The following is an 18,175-nucleotide window of genomic DNA, read 5'->3' as shown; positions in this document are numbered from 1 at the left end:
GTTGCACGCGTCCCCCGATCCGTCGAGCGTCCGCCTCGACGGCCCATGGGCGCACCGCGACGTCTCCGCGAACGGCATCCGGCTGCACGTCGCCGAGCTCGGCGAGGGGCCCGTCGTGGTGTTGCTGCACGGGTTCGCCGAGTTCTGGTGGACGTGGCACCACCAGCTGCGGGCACTGGCCGACGCCGGGTTCCGCGCGGTCGCCGTCGACCTGCGTGGCTACGGCGACTCGGACAAGCCGCCCCGCGGCTATGACGCGTGGACGCTCGCCGGGGACGTCGGCGGCCTGATCAAGTCGCTCGGGGCGCGCCGCGCGCACCTCGTCGGGCACGCGTGGGGCGGCATGCTCGCCTGGACGGTCGCGTCCCTGCACCCCCGGCTCGTGTCGTCGGTGACGGCGATCGGCGCCGCGCACCCGCTGGCCCTGCGGTCGGGGGCCGGCCGCCCGTGGCGTGGCCAGGGCCGCGCGGCCGGCCACCTGTTCCGCTTCCAGGTCCCGATGGCGCCGGAGAAGTGGCTCGTGAAGAACGACGCCCAGGCCGTCGAGGACCTGTTCGGCGACTGGGCCGGGAGCCGCTGGCGGTCCACGACGGACTTCACCGAGAGCGTCGGCGCGTTCCGGCAGGCGATGCTCGTGCCCGGGGTCGCGCACAGCGCGCTCGAGTACTACCGCTGGGCGTTCCGCGCGCAGTTCCGCGGTGAGGGCCGCCGGTTCACCGACGCCGTCGACGCCCGGATCACGGCGCCGACGCTGCAGCTGCACGGCGCCGACGACACCTGCATCCTCCCCGAGACGGCGACGTCGTCGGTGCGCTGGGCGGGCCCGCACGCCGAGCCGGAACTCTGGCCCGGCGTCGGGCACTTCCCCCACCTCGAGGTCCCCGAGCGCACCTCGGCGGCTCTGGTGGACTTCATCAAGTGAGGTCGATGGCGTTCTTCGCCCGCTCGACCGACTCCTCCGCCGGACCGCCCGTCGGGTTCTCCGTCGCCAGCGCCTGGTTGAGCTCGACGAAGGGCCGCATTCGACGCTCGTAAGCCGCGAAGGCCGCTTCGCGCTCCGCACGGCCCAGCTCCTGCGCGAGGACGTACGCGCCGACGAGCGCGAGGCTCGTCCCCTGCCCTGACAACGCCGAAGCGCAGTAGGCCGCGTCGCCGAGCAGTACGACCCGGCCCTCCGACCAGCGGTCGAGGTGGATCTGGGCCATCGCGTCGAAGTAGAAGACGTCCGCGGCGGCCATCGCCTCCAGCAGCTTCGGCACCTCCCAGCCGATCCCGCCCAGCCGCTCGGCGATGAGCCGCTTCTGCCCTTCGACGTCCTGGCGGGGCAGCGGCTCCGACCCGAAGCCGAGGGTGACGCGCAGTTCGGTGTTGTCGCGGACCGGGTAGATCGCCCCGCCGGTCTCCTCGTGCCGGAACCAGACCTGCCAGTCCTCGAGCCCCAGGAAGTTCGGCGCCGGGAAGATCGCCAGGTACTGACCGAGGTGGGTGGTGAACTCCTCCTCCGGTCCGAAGGCCAGCCGCCGCACCGCCGAGTGCAGGCCGTCCGCGCCGACGACCAGGTCGAACGTCCGGAACCCGCCGCGCTCGAACTCGACGCGCACGCCGTGCGCGTCCTCCGTCAACGCCGTGACCGAGTCGCCGTAGACATACTCGACGTCGGCCGCGTCCCGCAGGATCGCGACGACGTCGTCGCGCAGGATCTCGAAGTCGTCGCTGTCGAGGCGGCCACTGCTGTAGGTGAACTCCTCGGACCGGAACAGCTCCTGCCCGGTCCCGTCCACCACGGACATCCCGCGCATCCGGGTGCGCACCGCCCGCATCCGCTCGCCGAGACCCATCGCGTCGACGACGTCGAGCGCGACGCCACGCACGTCGATCGCCTGGCCGCCGGTGCGCGGGCCGGGCGCGCGCTCCACGACGGTCACCGCCCAGCCGGCGCGGGCCAGGAACCAGGCCAAGGTGCCGCCGGCGACACCCGCACCGGAGATCAGGACGTTTCGCATTGTTCCTCCAGAGTCGTACGCTTGTGTGCACCACAGTGGAGATGACACAGTTCAAGCGACAAATCTGTCCTAGTACAGATTGCTCTCTGTGCTAGGTCAGGAGGCAACCGTGAAGTACGTGGTCATCGCCGACGAGCTACGTGCCCGGATCGCGCGTGGCGAGCTGCCGCCGGGTGCGCGCGTGCCGTCGACCCGGCGGCTCGCGGCCGTCCACGGCGTCGCGATGGCGACCGCGGCCAAGGCCCTGGCCCTGCTGAGCCAGGAGGGGCTGGTGCGCGCCGAGCCGCGGTCGGGCACGGTCGTCGCGAGCCGGGAGCGACGCGGCAGCCAGCGGGGACTGACCCGCGACCGGATCGTGCGCACGGCGATCGACATCGCCGACGCGGAAGGCCTGGCCGCGTTGTCCATGCGTGGCGTCGCCGCGCGGCTGGGCGCCGCGACCATGGCGCCGTACAAGTATGTGAGCGGCAAGGACGAGCTCGTGCTGCTGATGGCCGACGCGGCGTACGGCGAGCGCGGCTACCCGGAGGACCCGCCGCCGGGCTGGCGGGACCGGCTGACGCTCGGCGGCCGGACGCTCTGGTCGCTCTACCGCCGGCACCCGTGGCTGGCCCAGCTCGCGCCGGTCACCCGTCCGCTGCCGCTGCGCAACCTCGGCCTGCACGCCGAATTCGCGCTGGCCGCGCTGAGCGAGCTCGGCGTCGACGCGGCGACGCTGTGCGATCTCCACGTGCTGTTCTTCAGCTACGTCCAGGGCATCGCGATCCACCTCGAACGCGAGCAGCACGCGCTGGCCGCGTCCGGGCTGTCCGAGGAGCAGTGGATGGACAAGCAGGCCCCGGCGATGGCGCCGATGATCAGTGGCCGCCCGGTGTTCGCCAAGATGCTCCACGAGCTCGGCGAAACCGGCTACGACCTGGTGCTCGACGACATCTTCGAGTCGGGCATGCGAGCCCTGCTCGACGGTCTCGCGCTGCGGTTCGGGCGTTAGGCGGCGCAGGAGCCGGTGGACACGTTCGTCGACTGCGACGGCGCCGCGTCGACCTCCGCCCGCACCTGCTCGGCGGTGAGCGTGAAGCCCGTCTCCGGGTCCTCGACCGCAGCGCCGAACACGACGCCGATGACCTTGCCGTCCGGGGTCACCATCGGGCCGCCGGAGTTGCCGCTGCGGATCTCCGCGCGGACGGTGAAGACGTCCCGCTGCACGGTGTTCGCGTCGTAGATGTCCGGGCCGCGCAGGTTGATCCGGCCGCGCACGCGCGCCGGCGTCGCCCGGTACGGGCCGTCGAGCGGGTAGCCGAGCACGATCGCGCTGTCGCCGGCGGTGGCGGTCTCCGGCGCGAACTGCAGCGCGTCGGCCCGCAGCCGCGGTACGGCGAGCACCGCGATGTCGACCTCCGGGTCGAAGTACACGACGCGCGCCGGGTAGTCGCCCTGCGTCGTCTCGATGCCGACGGTGTCGGTGCCGGCCACGACGTGCGCGTTCGTCATCACCCGCTGAGGTGCGATGACGAACCCGCTGCCCTCCAGCGACCGTGAGCACGAGCTGGCGCTGCCGCGGATCTTGACGACGCTGCCGTGCAGCGCCTGGACGGTCCCGCTGCTCTGCAGGGCCGGGTCCGGCGGCGAGGTGTCGGCCGTCGGGGCCTTCTGGAACGGGTCGACTATCGACGGGAAGCCGGACGCGTCGAGCAGCTTGCGCAGCTGGCTCGGGAAGCCCTGCGCGGCTTCCGGCATGGCGTCGTTGACCTTGCCGAGCACGACCGAGCCGTTGATCGCCTTGGCCAGCCCGGGCAGGCCGGACACGGTCGTCAGCGGCGTCGCGATCAGCCACGCCACGATGAAGACGACCAGGGCCTGCACGACCGCGCCGAGCGACTTGTCGACCCCGGACAGCTTGTCCGGGTTGATCTTCTGCCGCAGCTTGCGGCCCACGTAGACGCCGAGCGCCTCGCCGAAGGCGACCAGGAACACCACGGTCGCGACCGCGAAGGCGACCTTCCACACCGGGTCGTCGAAGAACGAGACGACGACCGGCGCGAGCTTGATCCCGGCGAGCGCGCCGAGCACGACGCCGACCAGGGAGGGCAGCGCGACGATCACGCCCTGGTATGCACCGGACACCGCCGCCAGCACGGCCAGCAGCAACACCAGCACATCGACCCAGTTCACTCGCTACTCCTCGCCTTGCAGGCGCGCCTGGAACGCGGCCAGCGCTTCGTCGAGGTCCCGGACGTCGTCCGAGTCCCATTCGCGCTCCCAGCCTCCCAGGCCGAGCAGAACGGACAGCAACCCGGCGGTGAAGCCCCACACGAACAGGCCGTTGACCTCGAAGGCCGGGCCCTTCCACGGCATGCCGGCCTTCTTGATCGTGAACCGGTTCGCCGGGTCGACCAGGTCGGCGACGGCGACGCGCGCGACGGACGCCGTCTCGCCCGGGTCGACCGCGTGCACCGGCGACGGCTCGGCCCAGTACGCCAGCACCGGCGTCACGGCGAAGCCGGACACCGGGACGAACAGCTCCGGCAGCACCGCGACCGGCTGGACGCCGGACGGGACCACTCCGGTCTCCTCTTCGGCCTCGCGCAGCGCGGTGCCGACCGGGCCGCCGTCGCCGTCCTCGGCGCCGCCGCCGGGGAACGCGACCTGCCCGGCGTGCGAGCCCAGCGTGTCGGCGCGGCGCTGGAGCAGGATGTCGGGCTCGCCGTCGGCTTCGCGCTCGCCGAAGAGGATGAGCACCGCCGCGGCGCGCGTGTAGGCGTCCTCGGGCGGGCTGAACCGGGTGAACGTCTTCGAATCGACCTCGGCGCTGACCTTGACCAGCGGCCGGAGCCACTCGGGCACCGACTCCGGCTCGACCAGTGGTCCGATCACGATGCCCCCTCGACTGCCGCACGCACCTGGTCAGTGTTCCCGAAGGTGCGTGGATTCGCGATTAACCGCACCTCGCCCGCGGCGGTGACCAGGTAGGACGCCGGGAGCGACGAAGGCACCTTCAGCGCCGTCCGGACGGGCCCGCTCCGCCCGTCACCGTCGAACACCGACGGTAGGTGCACGCCCAGGTTCGCCAGCAGGTTCAAGCCGTCCTTCGCCGGGCTCTGCACCTGGACGCCGAGCACGCGCACGGCACCCGGCTGCTCGGCGTACCGCTGGAGCACGGGCAGCTCGGTCCGGCACGGCTCGCACCACGACGCCCACACGTTGACCAGCACCGGAGCACCGGCGAGGGCCTTGCCGACGTCGACGCTCGCGCCGTCGCCGAGGCAGTCCGCCTTGACGCCTTCGAGCTGCTTCACCGGCTGCGCCGGACTGGCCGCGGGGCAGGGCCGGAGCGCCGCCGCGGACCGGGCCGGAGCCAGATCTCCTGACGGCTTCGCGGCGCTGTCGTCACCCCCGCGGGGCAGCAGCGCGACGATGAGCGCCACCGCCAGCACAGCGGCGGCCAGCGCCCATTTGGTGACGGTCGTCACCGGGGCGCCGCCAGCGCCAGGATGTGGTCCTTTTCGACGCCTTTGACCAGCTTCGCGGCTTCTTCGAACCCCGTCGGGCCGGTGCCGTACGACGGGCAGTCCCTGGCCAGCGGGCAGGCGCCGCAGGCGGGCTTCTTGGCGTGGCAGACGCGCCGGCCGTGGAAGATCACCCGGTGGGAGAGCATCGTCCACTCCTTGCGGGGGATCAGCTCGCCGACCGCGTGCTCGACCTTGACCGGGTCCTCTTCGGTCGTCCAGCCCCAGCGCCGGACCAGCCGGCCGAAGTGGGTGTCGACGGTGATGCCCGGCACGTCGAAGGCGTTCCCGAGCACGACGTTGGCGGTCTTGCGGCCGACGCCGGGCAGCGTGACGAGGTCGTCGAGCTTGCCGGGGACCTCGCCGTCGAAGCGCTCGACCAGCGCCGCGCCGAGCCCCATCACGGAGTTCGCCTTGGCCCGGTAGAAGCCGGTGCTGCGGAGGTACTCCTCCAGCTCGGCGCGGTCGGCGCCCGCGTAGTCGGCGGCGGTCGGGTACCGCTTGAACAGCGCGGGCGTGACCAGGTTCACCCGGACGTCGGTGGTCTGTGCGGACAGCACGACCGCGACCAGCAGTTCCAGTGGAGTGGTGAAGTCGAGCTCGCAGTGGGCGTCGGGATACACGTCGTCGAGGCAACGCTTCATCCGCCTGGCGCGTCTCACCAGAGCTAACCGGCTTTCACCAGCGCCCTCTTGGGGGGCGTTCGTGGTGGCAGGTGGCACCCCGATAGCCTACGGGCGCCGTCGGACGAGCCGGTCAGTGCACCGGTGGACGACCGACACGCCAGAGCACCACCTCGGCGCAGTTTCCCGGCCGCCATGAGCGAGGATCTGGAGTAGATGCTTCCCACTGAAACTTTTGGGGTCCGGTCATGACTGTCTGGTTCGTCATCCTGGTCCCCCTGGTGATCATGTTCTTCGCGCTCTTCATGGAGCGCGTGGAAAGCAGGCTCAAGCACGTCGCGGTGCAGGAGAACGAGGTCGAAGAGTTCCTCGAGCAGGCCCAGCCCAACGAGGTCCGGGCGCTCTACGGGCACGGCATCGGCCGCGCGCTCGAGCTGTTCCGGCTGCGTAGGCTGGGCGGACGGGCGGCCAGGCTTCGCGCGCGGCGCGTGCGGAGTTAGGCTCCACGTTCGAACGAGATCATCTGGCGGGCGCGCGCGTCCGGCAGGCGATCTCGCGAGTACGCCCTAGACTGACGCGCAAGTGATCGGCGTCACGCTCTTCCAGCCAAGGGAGGGCGTGAACGTTTCTCGACGAGGAGGCACCCGAGGTGGATGAAACCCTGGCCCGTGCGGGCATTTTCCAGGGTGTGGAGCCGGCAGCGGCGGAGGCGCTGGCCCAGACCTTGGAATCCGTGGAGTTCCCCCGCGGCCATGTCATCTTCAACGAGGGTGAACCCGGCGACAAGCTGTACATCATCCAGTCCGGCAAGGTGAAGATCGGCCGCAAGTCCCCGGACGGCCGGGAGAACCTGCTGGGCATCTTCGGCCCGTCGGACATGTTCGGCGAGCTGTCCATCTTCGACCCCGGCCCCCGGACGTCGAGCGCGACCACCGTCACCGAGGTCCGCGCGGTCACCATGGACCGCCCGGCGCTGCGGCAGTGGATCTCGACCCGCCCGGAGATCGCCGAGCAGCTGCTGCGCGTGGTCGCGCGCCGCCTGCGCCGGACGAACAACATGGTCGCGGAGCTGATCTTCACCGACGTCCCCGGTCGCGTGGCGCGGGCGCTGCTGCAGCTCGCCCAGCGGTTCGGCAGCCAGGAAGCCGGCCTGCTGCGGGTCACGCACGACCTGACGCAGGAAGAGATCGCCCAGTACGTCGGCGCGTCGCGCGAGACCGTCAACAAGGCGCTCGCCGACTTCGCCCACCGCGGCTGGCTGCGGCTCGAGGGCAAGAGCGTGCTGATCCTGGACCCGGAGCGGCTCGCCCGCCGGGCCCGCTGAGCTTCTCTCGCAAGAAGGCCTCCTCACCCAGGTGAGGAGGCCTTCTTCACGCTCTGTTCATCAACAACGCTGGAAACAGTCAACGCTGTTCAACAACAAAGAGCCGGGCGCCACCCCCGACGTGGCGCACCGGCTCTTCGTTTGTCGCGCGGACCATCCCCCGACGATCCGCGCTCCCCGCCCTCCGGACCAGGCCCCGACCCATATGCCGGAGGGAGCTGGGTTGTGTGCTGTTGTTCAACCATCACGGCCCATACCCACGAATTCAAGGCCATTCACTCTCAAGGACGCCGTCCACGCGGTTTTGTTGCACGAGTCCACGGAGAATATCGTGAGTGTTACCCGATCGAGACCTCACGTGATCCACTTCCAGTCTGCCGGTGACGCACCTGACCGTCAAATAACTGGTACCGACGTACCACTCTGCGGCATACTGGTACGCGTGTCCCACTCTGAAGGTCGAACGTCTCTGGCCGACTACCGCAGCGCGCTGACGACCCGCGCCGCCCGGTGGCCTGCCATCGCGTCCGTGCTCGCCCGCCTGCCGATCGCCATGATCGGCATCTCCGCGCTGCTCTACGTCCAGCGCGAGACCGGGTCCTTCGCCGCCGCCGGGCTGGTCTCGGCCGGCTCGCTCGTCGGTGTCTCGGTGGGCGCGGTGATCCAGGGCAGGCTGATCGACCGGTTCGGCCCGACGCGGCCGCTGCTCGTCGTGGCGGTCACCTTGGCGCTGTCGATGACCGCGCTGGTGACGTCGATCGAGTCGCACGCGCCGACCGCGGTGATGGTCGCACTGGGCGCGGTCACCGGGCTGTCGGAGCCGATGGTCGGGTCGGCGTCCCGCGCGCTGTGGGCCCGTCTGCTCCCCCCGGGCGGCGCGCGCAACGCGGCGTTCTCGTACGAGGCGATCAGCATGGAGGTGTTCTTCATCCTCGGTCCCGGCCTGGCCGGGCTGCTGGTCTTGGCCCCGTGGGCGGGCACCGGCCTGGTGCTGGGCGTCGCGCTGCAGTTCACCGGCGCGGTGCTGTTCGCGCTGAGCCCGGTGGTACGAGCCTGGGGCGCTGCTCCGCGTTCCGGTGGTTCGCTGCTGGGCGCGCTGGCGAGCCCGGGCATGCGGACGCTGGCGCTGGCCGCGCTCGGCTTCGGCGTGGTGATCGGGTTCGTCGAGGTGGCGGTCCCGGCGTCGGCGACCGAAGCCGGCTCCCCGACGTTCGGTGGGTTGCTTCTCTCGGCGTGGTCCCTGAGCTCGGTGGCGTTCGGCGTGGCGTACAGCCTGCGCCCGTGGCCCCGCCGGATGGGCCTGCGGTTGCCGGCGCTGCTCGGTGCCTTCGGGGCGCTGGTGGCGCTGCTCGCGTGGCCGTCGTCGCTGTGGGGCCTGGCGCTGATGATGCTGCTGGCCGGGGCGTTGATCACCCCGCAGTCGACGGCGCACTCGTCGGCGATCGAGCTGGTGGCGCCGTCCGGGACCGCCGCGGAGGCGTTCGGCTGGGTGCTCACGGCGGTGACGCTGGGACTGGCCGCCGGTCAGTCGGTCAGCGGGTACATCGTCGAGCACGCCGGGCCGTCGGCGGCGTTCCTGGCCGCGAGTGTGGCCGGGTTGCTGCTCGCGGTGGCGGTGTGGCTGCTGCGGGGGACGATCCGGGAGCCCCAGCGGGTCACGCCGGTTTCGGAGCTGGTCGGCGCCGGGCAGTAGGCCGTTTTTGTCGGTGCCCCGCGCTAGCTTGCGGGGCATGGACGTCACCGCGCCTGCCCACCGCCTCTCGGCGGCCGTCTCCGCCGCTTCACGACTGCTGCCGGCTCGCTCCGGCCTGCGGTTGCGGGCGGACGCGGCGGGGCTGACGGTCGCCGGGAGCGACCCGGACCTCGCCGTCCGGTTCGACTGCCCGGCGACCACCCACACCGACGGTTCGGTCGCCGTCCCCGCGGCACCGCTGGCCGAGACGCTCCGAATGCTGGACACGGACTTGGTGCGCCTGGTCGTCGAGGGCAGCCGCCTGGCCTTGCGGCTCGACAACGCCCGGTTCGCGCTACCCCTCCTCGGGGCGCTTGCTTCAGCACCGGCTCTCGAGCCACCTCGAGTGTCCGAAGTGGACGGAGCAGCGTTCGCGTCGGCGTTGCGGATCGTCGCGGGAACGGCGTCGAAGGACGACCCGTTGCCATTGTTCACGGGCGTCCGGGTGCAGGCGGCCGACCGCCTGACGCTGACGGCGTCCGACCGCTACCGGATGGCGGTGGCCCGGCTGCCCTTGCGTACGCCGGGCTCGCTGGACGTGCTGGTGCCGGCAACGTTGCTGACCGAGGCGGCCCGTCAGGCGAAGGGCGTGGTGGGCCTGCACGCGGGCCCGGGCCGTTTCGGTCTGAGCTGGGAGGGCGGCTTGGTCGGCACGGCGGTCCTCGACGCGGGGTTCTTGTCGGAGGACTCGATCCCGTCGGGCGCGGTCGACACAACGGTGACCCTGGACGCGGACGCCCTGGCGGCGGCGGTTCGTCGTGTCGGGGTGTACGCGGAGGATCGCCGGGTGCTGACTTTGGAGGTCGGGGACGCCGGAGTCCGTTTGGCGAGTGCGCGCCAGGACACGGGAGAGGCGGAGGAGACGCTGAAGGCGGAGGTTTCCGGTGGCCGGACGTCTCCGTCGTTCCAGGCGGGGTACTTGCTGGACGCTTTGCAGGCGTTCGGCGGTTCGCGGGTGGAGCTGTCGATCCAGCCGGGGATGCGGGCCTGCGTCCTGCGGGCCGCGGAGCCCGGGGAGGTGGAGCTGACTTACTACCTGATGCCGATGCTCAGCCGATGATCTCGGTGAGGTCCCGGACGACGACATCGGCCGTCGCCGGTTCCCGATCGAGACCCATTGCTCGCCGGTCAAGATCGCGCGCTCGCCGAGTGGCTTGCTCCCGCTACACCGGTGCCAGCGTGCCGAAGCGTTTCAATGTGCGGATCATCGGGGCCGTCTCCACCTGTTGGACTCCCGCCAGCCCGCCCAGGTCGTCGGCCAAGTATGCGTACAGCGCCGCGTCGTCGGGGCAGCCTACGTTTGCCACCAGGTTCGATGGGCCCGTTGTCGCTGCCGCGAATGCCACCTGGGGGTGCGTTGCCAGCGCTCGGCCCGTCGACTCCAACTCCGAGGGCGCCACCGTCAGCCAGAGCGTCGCCGTCAGGGGGTAGCCCAGCAGGGCCGCGTCCACCTCCACGTCGAAGTACAGCGCTCCCGACTCGCACAACGCCGACAGGCGACGGCGGACCGTCGACTCCGATCGGCCTGCGGCCGCCGCCAATGTCGACATGTCGGCTCGGCCGTCCTGGGCCAACGCCGTCAGCAAGCCGACGTCCCCCGATTCCGGGCGGTACGGGGACGCGACAGGTGAGCGGCTCAACGCAGCGACCTGCGAAGCCGACAACGCACTCGAACGACCGGACCACCCCGCCGGCCCGCCCGCGAAACGGCGCAGCAGCCGGTACGCCGTCATCGACACCACCCGCGGCGTGCGGGGCAGCTGGCCCAGCAACAACCCGTCCGCCTCCTCGCGCAACGGCGCCCGGATGAAGCACGCGATCTCCGTGCCGCCCGACATCAGGCTCACCCACTGCGTATCCGCCCGCCGGGCCAGGGCCGCCGCGATCGGCGCCGCCGCGTCCGGGACGCAGCGCAGGCGGACCAGCCAATGGACCTGCCCCAGCGGCGCCGCCTCCGGGACGCCCACCACCCGCAGCACCCCGGACGACCGCAGCTTCCGGTACCGGCGCGCCACCGTCTGGTCCGAGACGCCCAGCACCGACGCGATCGTGCTGAACGACGCCCGGCCGTCCAGCTGCAGCGCGTGCGCCAGGCGGCGGTCGAGGTCGTCGAGCAGGCCGGATTCCACCAGAACAGCCTAGGCAATGTCGGAATCCGCGCACAATCCGCGACCGAGCGGAAGAAAAGAACACCGAGCTCCACCCTGAAGGCATGAACATCGACCACACCGTCTTCCTGACCAGGGCCTACGACGAAACCTGGCGGCGCTACGAGCAGTTCGGCTTCACGCTCAGCCCGCCCTCGCGCCACTTCGCGTCCGCCAGCGACGACACCGAACCCGTCCCGAGCTGCACGGCGAACCGCTGCGCCTACTTCGGCGGCTCGTTCCTCGAGTTCATCGGCATCGTCGACGAAGCCGCCGGCGACCCCTGGCGCGTGCTGCCGATCCTGGACGCCCGCGGCGACGGCCTCCACGGCTGCTCCTTCGCCGACGACTCCGAAGAGGCGTCGAAAAGACTCAGCGAAGCCGGCCTCTCGAACTCCGGCGTGCTGAAGCTGGAACGCGACGTCGAACTGCCCGAAGGCACGCGCACCGCACGCTTCCGCAGCGTCCACATCCGCCGCGACCGGACGCCCGAGGGCATCCTCCACACCGCCGAGCACCTCACCCCGGAGTACGTCCACCAGCCGCGCTACCTCGGCCACCCCAACGGCGCCCGCGGGATCGCCGGGATCGTCCTGGTCGTCCCCGATGCCGAGATCGGCGCCTATCAGCAGCGCTACGACGTCATCACCAACGGGCAGCAGCTCGTCGACATCGTCGGCGTGAGCGAGCTCGGCACCGTCCTGCCGGGGGAAACCCCGAAAGCGCTGCCATACTTCGCCGCGCACGGCGTCCTGGTCGCGGATCTTGCGAAAGCGCGCGAGCTGATCGAGGAGCACGTCCCGACCACCAGCCGCGGCAACGGGTTCTTCGTCCGGGCCGCGGACGCGGCAGGCGCCGCACTGTACTTCGAGGAGGCACGATGATCGTCGAAACCACGACCGGCCGGATCCGGGGAACCGAAGGCGCGTTCCGCGGAATCCCTTTCGCCACCGCGAAACGCTTCGAGGCGCCGGAGAAGCCGAAGCCGTGGACCGGCGTCCGGGACGCGCTCGAGCCCGGCCCCGCGGCGCCGCAGCCGCCGTCACGCCTGGAGCACGCCCTCGGGCCGATGCCCCTGCCGCAGAGCGAGGACTGCCTGTCGCTCAACGTCTTCACGCCGTCGGCCACCGGGAGCCGCCCGGTGCTGGTGTGGATCCACGGCGGCGGGTTCTCCAGCGGCTCGGGCGCCCAGGTCTGGTACACCGGCACGCGCCTGGCCCGCGACGCCGACGCCGTCGTCGTGACGCTCAACTACCGCCTCGGCGCACTCGGTTTCCTTTGCGCACAGGGGATCCCGCCCAACCTCGGCATCGCCGACCAGCTCGCCGCGCTCGAATGGGTCCGCGACAACATCTCCGCGTTCGGCGGGAACCCCGCCGACGTCACCCTCGGCGGACAGTCGGCCGGGGCGCAGTCGACGCTCGCCCTGTGGTCGGCGCCGCGCGCCCGGGGTCTCGTCAAACGGATCGCGCTACAGAGCGCACCCCTCGGCATGCGACCGTCCACCTGGGACGATGCGAGTCAGAACGCGTTGCTGCTGCAGCAAGAACTCGGCGACGACCTCCGCACAGCGCCGACGCAGCAGCTACTGGAAGCCCAGCTCAGGGTCGCGGCCAAGACAGCGAAGCCCGGCTCCCTCGAGCCGCCGTTCCAGCTGGTCGCCGACGGCGACCTCGTCGCGGAGGACCTCATCGAGGCCGCCCCGGCGGGTTCGGCGCTCATCAGCTCGACGAAAGACGAGCTGCGTGCGTTCGCGCCCGACGCGCCGGAAGAAACCGCCGAAGCCGCGAACCGCTACTTCATCAGTGAAACGCTGACCGAGAAGCTCGACGCCTTCGTCTACCGCTTCGAGTGGGAGGCACCGGGAAACCGGTTCAAGGCGTGCCACTGCATCGACCTCCCGTTCCTCTTCGGGACCCACGGTGTCTGGGACGCGCCGATGCTCGAAGGCGCGCCGAAGGGACTCGAAGAGGAAACCGGGCTTCGCGAAGTCTGGGCCGCCTTCCTGCACGGAAAGCGGCCCAGCCCGGCGTGGGACGGGATCAGGCCGATGCGGCCTTGACCGCGGCCTCGACCTCGGCGAAGGAGGGGTTGACCATGGCGGTCGACCCGACGATCACGGTCGGGACCGTCTCGTTCCCGTTCGCGACCTCGCGCACGCGCGCGGCCGCGGACGGGTCCTCCCAGATGTTGATCTTCCGGATGTTGAAGCCGCTCCTCGACATCGGCCGGTCGAGCGCGGCGCAGAACCCGCACCCCGGCCGCCAGTAGAACTCGACCTCGACGTTGCTCATCCCTGTTCCTCCGACCGCAAGTAGTCCAGCTGCGCCTGCACGCTCCACTCGGCCGGCGCCCACAGCGCCTGGTCGACGTCGGCGTACACGACCTCGACGACCTGGCGCGGAGTGGCCTCCGCACCCAGTGTCTTCAGAGCCGAACGCACCTGGTCGAGCCGCTGTTCCCGATGGGCAAGGTACTCGCGGGCGGTCGCGGGGAGATCGAGGAGCTCCGGACCGTGGCCGGGCAGCCCGAGCGTGCCGGCCGGGAGCTCGATCAGCTTCCGCAGCGAGCGCAGGTAGTCACCCAGGTCGTGCAGCACCGTGGTGCCGCGCCCGAGGATGGTGTCGCCGGTCAGCACCTGGCCGTCGAGCAGCAGCGACACCGAGTCGTCGGTGTGGCCGGGCGTGTGCAGCACGCGGATCGACAGACCGCCGGCGGAGATCTCTTCCCCGTCCACAAAGGACTCGGCCGAAACGCACAGCGAAGGGTCGAAGGCCCGCACCGGTGCGCCTACGCGCTCGGCGAACCATGGCGCACCCTCGGCGTGATCGGGGTGGAAGTGCGTGAGGAGCACCAGCTCCACCGAACCGGCCGCGGCCAGCAGCTCGAGGTGCTCGAGATCGCGGTAGCCGGGATCGACGACGACCGCCGGGTCCGACGGCGTCGCCCGCAGCACCCAGCTGTTGGTGCCTTCGAGCGTCATCGACGACGGGTTGTTCTCCAGCAGCACCGACGCCGTCGGGGACACCTGGCGCAGCACGCCGTACGCGGGGGCGCTCATCGCTGCTCCAGCACGACGCGGACGTGGTCGTTCTCACGCACCAGGGTCGGGGCGATCCGGACGATCTCGCGCGGCGCGGCCAGCACGTCGTCGGCCGTGGCGAACTCGGCCAGCTCGCTCAGCGTCAGCCAGGTCGGCGGCATGAGCATGCGGCGGCCTTCGCGCGCGTCGGCGATGGCGTCCTCGGGGCGCTGCCAGCCGGAGCTCGACGCCTCCGACGTCGCGCCGTCCGCCTCCTGGCCTTCGGGCAGCTTCGCGACGTAGAACCGGGTGTCGTAACGGCGCGGCTCCTGCTCGGGCGTGATCCAGTGCGCCCACGGCCGCAGCAGGTCGGCTCGCAGCGTCAGCCCGGCGTCGGCGAGGAACGCGGCGAGCGAGACTTCGCGCGTCTCCAGGGCCTGGCGGGCGGCCGCGTACGGCGTGACGTCGGTGAGCACCGCGTCCGCGCTGCCCGCGAGCAGCACGCCGGACTCTTCGAACGTCTCGCGCACGGCCGCGCAGGTCAGCGCCCGCGCGAGAGCATCGTCACAGCCGAAGCGCGAAGCCCACCACGACGGCTCCGGACCGGCCCACGCGACCGACGCGTCGGCGTCGCGCTGGTCGACGCCGCCGCCCGGGAAGACGGTCATCCCGCCCGCGAACGGCATGCCCTTGACCCGGTGCTGCAGGAAGATCTCGACGCCGTCGGCGCCGTCCCGGACCAGGATCACGGTGGCCGCGTGCTTGGGGACGGCGGGCGGCCCGTCGGCGTTGGCGCGGGTGGCTACCCCGGCACCGACGGGGATGTCGAAGACAAACTCCTTTGGCTGCTCCACCCGGGAAACATACCTCCGGACCCCGACGTTCCGTCGCGCAGTTGTGGCGTCTCAGACAGTGAAAAGGCGGTGTCTCCCGGGGGAGACACCGCCTTCTCGCGAAAGAGGACTAAGGAGCGGTCCAGCCGCGCTGGTCGCCGCCGGAGCGGGAAGCGCCGTTGAGCCGCATCTTCGCCGCCTCGGCGCGCTCGCGCTCGGCCAGCTCCGCGTGCAGCTCACGCAGCAGTGCCCGGTCGCGCTCGCTCAGGCTCGGGTCGTCCAGATCCAGCGCCGGCAGCTCGACGACCTCGTGCATCGACGGCTTGCCCGCGGCGATCTCGCGGCCCTTCTCCGGGTCCTCGGCCAGCGCCTGCCGCAGCTGCGCGACCTCGGCCGGGGTCAGGTCGGCGGTGCGCTCCGCCCGCGACTCGGTCCGCTCGGACGACCGCTCCGACCGCGACTGGCGGGGCGGCTCCGGGGCGGGCGGCGGCGACACGATCGGCACCACCGGGGCGACGGGCTCCGGCGGGGTCGTCGTGACGGCGCTCGACCGCATGCTGTGCCTGCTGCCCGAAGACTCCGCGACCGGTTCGGCCTTCACCGCGGCCGGCGCCTTGACCGGCTCGGGCCGGTACACCGACGCCGTCGACGTCGTGCTCCCGGTCACCCAGGCCGGCGACGCGGCCGCCGAAGCGGCCTGGTGGTACTCGGAATGCGCGACGCCGGGTCCGCTGACCTCGACGACGGAGTGGATCCCGGCCCGGCGCAGCGCCGTGTCGACGCGGAACGCGACGGCCGGCGGGTTGCCCTCCGGCCCCAGCTCCACGAGCACCACGCGCTGCGGCAGCGCGCCCGGCACGCTGCCTGCGGGTGTGTTGCGCCACACCGCGTGCACCGAGCGGACGTCCGGCAGCACCTGCAGGGTCCGGTCGAGCGCCTCGGCGATGCCGAACTCCGGGGAGTTCTCGCCGCTGAACCGGTGCGTGCTGACCGGCTCGGCCTCGTCGACCAGCAGGTCGTTCGCCAGTGTGGCGTCCGACCGGCTCATCTCGAGCACCAGCGCCAGCTCCCGCTGCTCGGCGGAGCTGACCGGGATCCGGCCCGCGATGAGCGTGCCGGTGGTCAGCTCGACCGCCTCGTCGATGTGCGCGCGAGCGATCAGCTCACGCGCCTCGGTGAGCGCGCTGTCGTCGATCCGGCCCGCCAGGGCCAGCAACAGGTTGTGCAGGCGCAGGGGCACCGAGAACCCGTCCATGGGCGGGCCGTCGTGGACCTCCACCATTGCCTTGCTCCCTCCCAGCTCGCTGGCGGGCGAGCGCTATGCGGCTACTAGCCGGGTCCCCGTCACCGCGCCCACGCAGACCAGCTCCGAATCGGCCAGCGCGGCCCGGTGATATCCCGGCAGGTCGAAGCGCGGCGGAATGACCTCGACGCTGGGCTCTTCGTCGCCCAGAACGCGCAGCACCCGCTGCAGTTCGCCGGTCAACCTCGGCAGACCGTTCAGCGCGGTGATCAGCAGCACGCGCTTGGCCGTGCCCTGCCCGACCACACCGACGTGTCGCCAGCTTTGCCGCACTTCCCCCACGTCCGGGCGACCTCGCAACGTTGCGTGGATCAACACGGACACGGAGTCGACCGAGTTAACCCATTCGGGCGCACTCGACGTGAATGTGTACCGGTTCTCGGTGACGTCGTCTACCCCCAGCGTCGAACTGACCTGGTGCCAGTCGGCGCCGTGCGGGATGAGCCCGGCCACGAGCAGGCGGTACTCCGTCTGGTCGAGGTCAATCCTGTGCTTAAGCAAAGACCTCGGCAGGGTCCGGGCGAGCGTGCCCATGGCGCCCTCGCCGAGCCAGTCGCGGAACCGCCACAGCAGCTGGTCGGGCAGCCGCCCGGCCAGCCGGAGCAGCAGCTCGTGGGTGGACTGCTCGATGTCCGGATCCATCACTGCACCTCCACGATCAGTTCGACCTCCACCGGCGAGCCGATGGGCAGCTCCGCGACGCCGACGGCCGACCGGGCGTGGATGCCCGCGTCGCCGAAGACCTCGCCGAGGAGCTCGGACGCGCCGTTGACGACCGCGGGCTGGCCGGTGAAGCCCTCCGCGGAAGCCACGAAGCCGACAACCTTGACGATCCGCGCGACGTTGTCAATGCCGACCAGTGCGTGCACGGCCGCGAGCGCGTTGAGCGCCGACGTGCGGGCGTGGCCCTTCGCCTCTTCGGGGCTGATCTCCGCGCCGACCTTGCCGGTCGCGGCGAGGACGCCGTCGACGAAGGGCAGCTGGCCGGAGGTGTAGACGTGCTGGCCGCTCCGCACGGCGGGCACGTAAGCGGCCAGCGGGGCGGCCACGCCGGGCAGCTCGATGCCGAGCTCCTTCAGCCGTTCGCTCCAGCTCACGGGGTCAGCCCTTCGGACGCTTGAGGTACGCGACGTGCTGCTCGCCCGTCGGGTTCGGCAGCACGGTGACCAGTTCCCAGCCGTCCTCGCCCCACTGGTCGAGGATCTGCTTCGTGGCGTGGATCAGCAGAGGGACGGTCGCGTACTCCCACTTGGTGGCGCTCATGAACCGGGAGCGTAGCCAAGCGGGCAAGACCGCCGGGGGCCACCGCCGGGTTAACCCGCGCGACGCGCCGGGAGTGTGGCCGACTTCACAGCCCGTCACGCGGCGCCCTCAAGTCCGTGAACGCGCCCCTCGCGGCCCGCTAGCGTGGGCCCGTGGAAACGTGGCGCGTGATCGCGGCGGCGCTGCTCGCGGCGGCCGGGCTGCCCCTGGTGCTCGTGGTGATGGCGAAGGTGCGCGACCGGACGCAGAGCTCCGGCCAGGTCGCCCTCGGCGGCGTGGTGACCCTCACGCTGCTGGTCGTCCTGGGCGTGCTGATGATCACCGTGCTGCCGGGTCTCGCCGCGTGGCTGCTGGTCGCGGGGGTGGCCGCTGCGGTCAGCGTCATGCTGCTGGCCAGCTGAGCACTGATTTAGGGTGAA

General features: G+C 71.5%; 22 protein-coding genes. 9 read left to right on the top strand and 13 right to left on the bottom strand.

Annotated elements, in window-relative coordinates:
• The first annotated feature begins 1 nt into the window (after nucleotide 1).
• Nucleotides 2–922 carry an alpha/beta fold hydrolase gene (locus ACZ7OU_RS09195; RefSeq protein WP_470254727.1) on the top strand — a complete coding sequence of 307 codons (921 nt, stop codon included), beginning with the start codon at nucleotides 2–4 and terminating at the stop codon, nucleotides 920–922.
• On the opposite strand, the gene ACZ7OU_RS09190 is transcribed toward ACZ7OU_RS09195, so the two are convergent.
• The gene (locus tag ACZ7OU_RS09190) at nucleotides 915–2,003 is read right to left on the bottom strand and encodes an FAD-dependent monooxygenase (protein WP_470254726.1); all 1,089 of its coding nucleotides are present in this window, start codon (nucleotides 2,001–2,003) and stop codon (nucleotides 915–917) included. The two genes, ACZ7OU_RS09195 and ACZ7OU_RS09190, sit on opposite strands and share 8 nt — an antisense overlap.
• Before the next feature lie 109 nt (nucleotides 2,004–2,112).
• Between ACZ7OU_RS09190 and ACZ7OU_RS09185 the strand changes: the two genes are divergently transcribed.
• Entirely contained in the window at nucleotides 2,113–2,994 is an 882-nt protein-coding gene (locus ACZ7OU_RS09185; RefSeq protein ID WP_470240656.1) for a TetR/AcrR family transcriptional regulator, read from the top strand.
• Here the strand turns inward: ACZ7OU_RS09185 and ACZ7OU_RS09180 are convergent.
• The 4 genes from ACZ7OU_RS09180 to nth are packed head-to-tail and all read right to left on the bottom strand — an operon-like array spanning nucleotide 2,991 to nucleotide 6,153.
• Nucleotides 2,991–4,175 carry a MarP family serine protease gene (locus ACZ7OU_RS09180; RefSeq protein ID WP_470254725.1) on the bottom strand — a complete coding sequence of 395 codons (1,185 nt, stop codon included), beginning with the start codon at nucleotides 4,173–4,175 and terminating at the stop codon, nucleotides 2,991–2,993. The genes ACZ7OU_RS09185 and ACZ7OU_RS09180 overlap by 4 nt on opposite strands.
• A gap of 3 nt (nucleotides 4,176–4,178) precedes the next feature.
• Nucleotides 4,179–4,877: an NUDIX hydrolase gene (locus tag ACZ7OU_RS09175; protein ID WP_470240654.1), complete on the bottom strand. Its 699-nt coding sequence runs from the start codon at nucleotides 4,875–4,877 to the stop codon at nucleotides 4,179–4,181.
• Nucleotides 4,874–5,473, bottom strand: coding sequence for a TlpA family protein disulfide reductase (locus ACZ7OU_RS09170; protein WP_470254724.1), 600 nt, complete (start codon nucleotides 5,471–5,473; stop codon nucleotides 4,874–4,876). Before ACZ7OU_RS09170 ends, ACZ7OU_RS09175 begins: the two co-directional genes overlap by 4 nt.
• Nucleotides 5,470–6,153: an endonuclease III gene (gene nth, locus ACZ7OU_RS09165; protein ID WP_470255900.1), complete on the bottom strand. Its 684-nt coding sequence runs from the start codon at nucleotides 6,151–6,153 to the stop codon at nucleotides 5,470–5,472. Before nth ends, ACZ7OU_RS09170 begins: the two co-directional genes overlap by 4 nt.
• Before the next feature lie 227 nt (nucleotides 6,154–6,380).
• On the opposite strand from nth, the gene ACZ7OU_RS09160 reads away from it, so the two are divergent.
• The 4 genes from ACZ7OU_RS09160 to ACZ7OU_RS09145 all read left to right on the top strand — a co-directional run bounded on the left by ACZ7OU_RS09160 (nucleotide 6,381) and on the right by ACZ7OU_RS09145 (nucleotide 10,248).
• Complete coding sequence (locus ACZ7OU_RS09160) at nucleotides 6,381–6,632, top strand: hypothetical protein (protein ID WP_013230551.1); 252 nt, start codon at nucleotides 6,381–6,383, stop codon at nucleotides 6,630–6,632.
• Nucleotides 6,633–6,781: 149 nt separating this feature from the next.
• The gene (locus tag ACZ7OU_RS09155; RefSeq protein ID WP_003081747.1) at nucleotides 6,782–7,456 is read left to right on the top strand and encodes a Crp/Fnr family transcriptional regulator; all 675 of its coding nucleotides are present in this window, start codon (nucleotides 6,782–6,784) and stop codon (nucleotides 7,454–7,456) included.
• 442 nt (nucleotides 7,457–7,898) lie between these two features.
• The gene (locus ACZ7OU_RS09150) at nucleotides 7,899–9,149 is read left to right on the top strand and encodes an MFS transporter (protein ID WP_470254723.1); all 1,251 of its coding nucleotides are present in this window, start codon (nucleotides 7,899–7,901) and stop codon (nucleotides 9,147–9,149) included.
• Nucleotides 9,150–9,186: 37 nt separating this feature from the next.
• Nucleotides 9,187–10,248, top strand: a complete 1,062-nt coding sequence (locus ACZ7OU_RS09145; RefSeq protein ID WP_470254722.1) for a DNA polymerase III subunit beta — start codon at nucleotides 9,187–9,189, stop codon at nucleotides 10,246–10,248.
• A 103-nt stretch (nucleotides 10,249–10,351) separates the two neighbouring features.
• Here ACZ7OU_RS09145 and ACZ7OU_RS09140 read toward each other — a convergent pair whose 3' ends face one another.
• Complete coding sequence (locus ACZ7OU_RS09140; protein WP_470254721.1) at nucleotides 10,352–11,317, bottom strand: Lrp/AsnC family transcriptional regulator; 966 nt, start codon at nucleotides 11,315–11,317, stop codon at nucleotides 10,352–10,354.
• An 83-nt stretch (nucleotides 11,318–11,400) separates the two neighbouring features.
• Here ACZ7OU_RS09140 and ACZ7OU_RS09135 point away from each other — a divergent pair, with 83 nt between their 5' ends.
• Nucleotides 11,401–12,219 carry a VOC family protein gene (locus tag ACZ7OU_RS09135; RefSeq protein ID WP_470254720.1) on the top strand — a complete coding sequence of 273 codons (819 nt, stop codon included), beginning with the start codon at nucleotides 11,401–11,403 and terminating at the stop codon, nucleotides 12,217–12,219.
• The gene (locus ACZ7OU_RS09130; RefSeq protein ID WP_470240647.1) at nucleotides 12,216–13,397 is read left to right on the top strand and encodes a carboxylesterase family protein; all 1,182 of its coding nucleotides are present in this window, start codon (nucleotides 12,216–12,218) and stop codon (nucleotides 13,395–13,397) included. The genes ACZ7OU_RS09135 and ACZ7OU_RS09130 overlap by 4 nt, the downstream gene beginning before the upstream one ends.
• Here ACZ7OU_RS09130 and ACZ7OU_RS09125 read toward each other — a convergent pair.
• The 7 genes from ACZ7OU_RS09125 to ACZ7OU_RS09095 all read right to left on the bottom strand — a co-directional run bounded on the left by ACZ7OU_RS09125 (nucleotide 13,378) and on the right by ACZ7OU_RS09095 (nucleotide 17,756).
• Nucleotides 13,378–13,629 (bottom strand): glutaredoxin family protein, encoded by a 252-nt coding sequence (locus ACZ7OU_RS09125; RefSeq protein WP_470240646.1) that lies wholly within the window; start codon nucleotides 13,627–13,629, stop codon nucleotides 13,378–13,380. The genes ACZ7OU_RS09130 and ACZ7OU_RS09125 overlap by 20 nt on opposite strands.
• Nucleotides 13,626–14,396, bottom strand: coding sequence for an MBL fold metallo-hydrolase (locus ACZ7OU_RS09120; protein WP_470240645.1), 771 nt, complete (start codon nucleotides 14,394–14,396; stop codon nucleotides 13,626–13,628). Before ACZ7OU_RS09120 ends, ACZ7OU_RS09125 begins: the two co-directional genes overlap by 4 nt.
• Nucleotides 14,393–15,211, bottom strand: a complete 819-nt coding sequence (locus ACZ7OU_RS09115) for an NUDIX hydrolase (protein WP_470240644.1) — start codon at nucleotides 15,209–15,211, stop codon at nucleotides 14,393–14,395. The genes ACZ7OU_RS09120 and ACZ7OU_RS09115 overlap by 4 nt, the downstream gene beginning before the upstream one ends.
• 109 nt (nucleotides 15,212–15,320) lie before the next feature.
• Nucleotides 15,321–16,472: a hypothetical protein gene (locus ACZ7OU_RS09110; protein ID WP_470240643.1), complete on the bottom strand. Its 1,152-nt coding sequence runs from the start codon at nucleotides 16,470–16,472 to the stop codon at nucleotides 15,321–15,323.
• A 36-nt stretch (nucleotides 16,473–16,508) separates the two neighbouring features.
• Nucleotides 16,509–17,135: a hypothetical protein gene (locus ACZ7OU_RS09105; RefSeq protein ID WP_155547846.1), complete on the bottom strand. Its 627-nt coding sequence runs from the start codon at nucleotides 17,133–17,135 to the stop codon at nucleotides 16,509–16,511.
• Complete coding sequence (locus tag ACZ7OU_RS09100) at nucleotides 17,135–17,590, bottom strand: RidA family protein (protein WP_449674245.1); 456 nt, start codon at nucleotides 17,588–17,590, stop codon at nucleotides 17,135–17,137. Before ACZ7OU_RS09100 ends, ACZ7OU_RS09105 begins: the two co-directional genes overlap by 1 nt.
• Nucleotides 17,591–17,594: 4 nt before the next feature.
• On the bottom strand, nucleotides 17,595–17,756 hold the full coding sequence (locus ACZ7OU_RS09095; RefSeq protein WP_086679227.1) for a DUF4177 domain-containing protein: 162 nt from the start codon (nucleotides 17,754–17,756) through the stop codon (nucleotides 17,595–17,597).
• 152 nt (nucleotides 17,757–17,908) lie between these two features.
• On the opposite strand from ACZ7OU_RS09095, the gene ACZ7OU_RS09090 reads away from it, so the two are divergent.
• The gene (locus ACZ7OU_RS09090) at nucleotides 17,909–18,157 is read left to right on the top strand and encodes a hypothetical protein (protein ID WP_470240642.1); all 249 of its coding nucleotides are present in this window, start codon (nucleotides 17,909–17,911) and stop codon (nucleotides 18,155–18,157) included.
• Nucleotides 18,158–18,175: the final 18 nt, after the last annotated feature.

It is taken from the genome of Amycolatopsis sp. NPDC114505 (assembly GCF_055633615.1).
The sequence above is the reverse complement of the archived record's forward strand: the minus strand, read 5'-3'. Positions and strand labels throughout refer to the sequence as shown.

Bases quoted from the DNA above. Each gene is read 5' to 3' on its own strand.
- ACZ7OU_RS09190 (WP_470254726.1), bottom strand. From the start codon at position 2,003: ATGCGAAACGTCCTGATCTCCGGTGCGGGTGTCGCCGGCGGCACCTTG.
- nth (WP_470255900.1), bottom strand. From the start codon at position 6,153: ATGAAGCGTTGCCTCGACGACGTGTATCCCGACGCCCACTGCGAGCTC.
- ACZ7OU_RS09160 (WP_013230551.1), top strand. From the start codon at position 6,381: ATGACTGTCTGGTTCGTCATCCTGGTCCCCCTGGTGATCATGTTCTTC.
- ACZ7OU_RS09145 (WP_470254722.1), top strand. From the start codon at position 9,187: ATGGACGTCACCGCGCCTGCCCACCGCCTCTCGGCGGCCGTCTCCGCC.
- ACZ7OU_RS09135 (WP_470254720.1), top strand. From the start codon at position 11,401: ATGAACATCGACCACACCGTCTTCCTGACCAGGGCCTACGACGAAACC.
- ACZ7OU_RS09130 (WP_470240647.1), top strand. From the start codon at position 12,216: ATGATCGTCGAAACCACGACCGGCCGGATCCGGGGAACCGAAGGCGCG.
- ACZ7OU_RS09125 (WP_470240646.1), bottom strand. From the start codon at position 13,629: ATGAGCAACGTCGAGGTCGAGTTCTACTGGCGGCCGGGGTGCGGGTTC.
- ACZ7OU_RS09120 (WP_470240645.1), bottom strand. From the start codon at position 14,396: ATGAGCGCCCCCGCGTACGGCGTGCTGCGCCAGGTGTCCCCGACGGCG.
- ACZ7OU_RS09110 (WP_470240643.1), bottom strand. From the start codon at position 16,472: ATGGTGGAGGTCCACGACGGCCCGCCCATGGACGGGTTCTCGGTGCCC.
- ACZ7OU_RS09105 (WP_155547846.1), bottom strand. From the start codon at position 17,135: ATGGATCCGGACATCGAGCAGTCCACCCACGAGCTGCTGCTCCGGCTG.
- ACZ7OU_RS09095 (WP_086679227.1), bottom strand. From the start codon at position 17,756: ATGAGCGCCACCAAGTGGGAGTACGCGACCGTCCCTCTGCTGATCCAC.